This window comes from Candidatus Pelagibacter communis (genome assembly GCF_001180025.1).
In the GTDB taxonomy this organism is placed as follows: domain Bacteria; phylum Pseudomonadota; class Alphaproteobacteria; order Pelagibacterales; family Pelagibacteraceae; genus Pelagibacter; species Pelagibacter ubique_A.
Genome location: NZ_CVSK01000052.1, coordinates 1 through 503, shown reverse-complemented (window position 1 = coordinate 503; position 503 = coordinate 1). Strand labels below are relative to the sequence as shown.

The following is a 503-nucleotide window of genomic DNA, read 5'->3' as shown; positions in this document are numbered from 1 at the left end:
CTTTATCCTATAAATGGAAAATTTGATTTTATTATTTCTTCGATAGCTAAAAATTGTGGACATTATGAATTCAAAGAACACTACAAATGTAGTTTTTATAAACCGTTAATTTCCAGTACCTTAATTAATTAATTTGAGTAAATGCCTCCGCGAATTTTTCGGCCTCAAAAATTTGTAAATCATCTTCTTTTTCACCTAATCCAAGTGCAATAATTGGTAGTTTATATTTTTTAGCAACAGCTAAAAGAATACCTCCTTTTGCTGTGCCATCTAATTTTGTCATAATAAGACCAGTTATTGGAATAATTTTATTAAATTCTTCAACTTGATTAATTACATTTTGGCCAGATGTTGCATCCAAAACTAAAATAACATCATGTGGAGCATCAGGATCAATTTTTTTAGTAACGTTTGCGATTTTTTTATATTCTTCCATCAAATTTTTTTTATTTTGTAGTCTTCCAGCTGTATCAATTAAAACTTGATTAAAATTATTGTTTAAT

At 27.0% G+C, this 503-nt stretch carries 1 pseudogene; it reads right to left on the bottom strand.

The features are described 5' to 3' along the window. Positions 1 to 124: 124 nt before the first annotated feature. Positions 125 to 503: pseudogene (locus AMN83_RS02815) on the bottom strand (signal recognition particle-docking protein FtsY); the annotation flags it as partial.